We start from the raw sequence: 235 nt of genomic DNA on the forward strand, positions 1-235 counted from the left end.
GTGGATGGCTTATCTTTATTAAGTGGTGAAGATGAAAAGCTTCTGGCAGCAGAATTAGCAGACTTCAACCAGCAGCAAGATAAGCAACGCCAAACCTTTAAAACACTGGGCGAGCAGCTTCAGTGGCTAGATAGTGTGCAGGAATTACAGCAAAATTTGTCTACTTATAAAACTGATTTTTCAACAGCACAACAAGCACAGCAAGTATTCATCCTAGAAGCACAGCGTTTAGATG

The 235-nt window shown here is 41.3% G+C and carries 1 protein-coding gene; it reads left to right on the forward strand.

Going from position 1 to position 235, the window contains the following annotated elements:
* On the forward strand, nucleotides 1-235 hold a 235-nt coding region (locus AAEY72_RS16360; RefSeq protein ID WP_352311744.1), incomplete at both ends, for a hypothetical protein.

The organism is Psychrobacter sp. W2-37-MNA-CIBAN-0211, from assembly GCF_040309405.1.
GTDB classification, from domain to species: Bacteria; Pseudomonadota; Gammaproteobacteria; order Pseudomonadales; family Moraxellaceae; genus Psychrobacter; species Psychrobacter glaciei.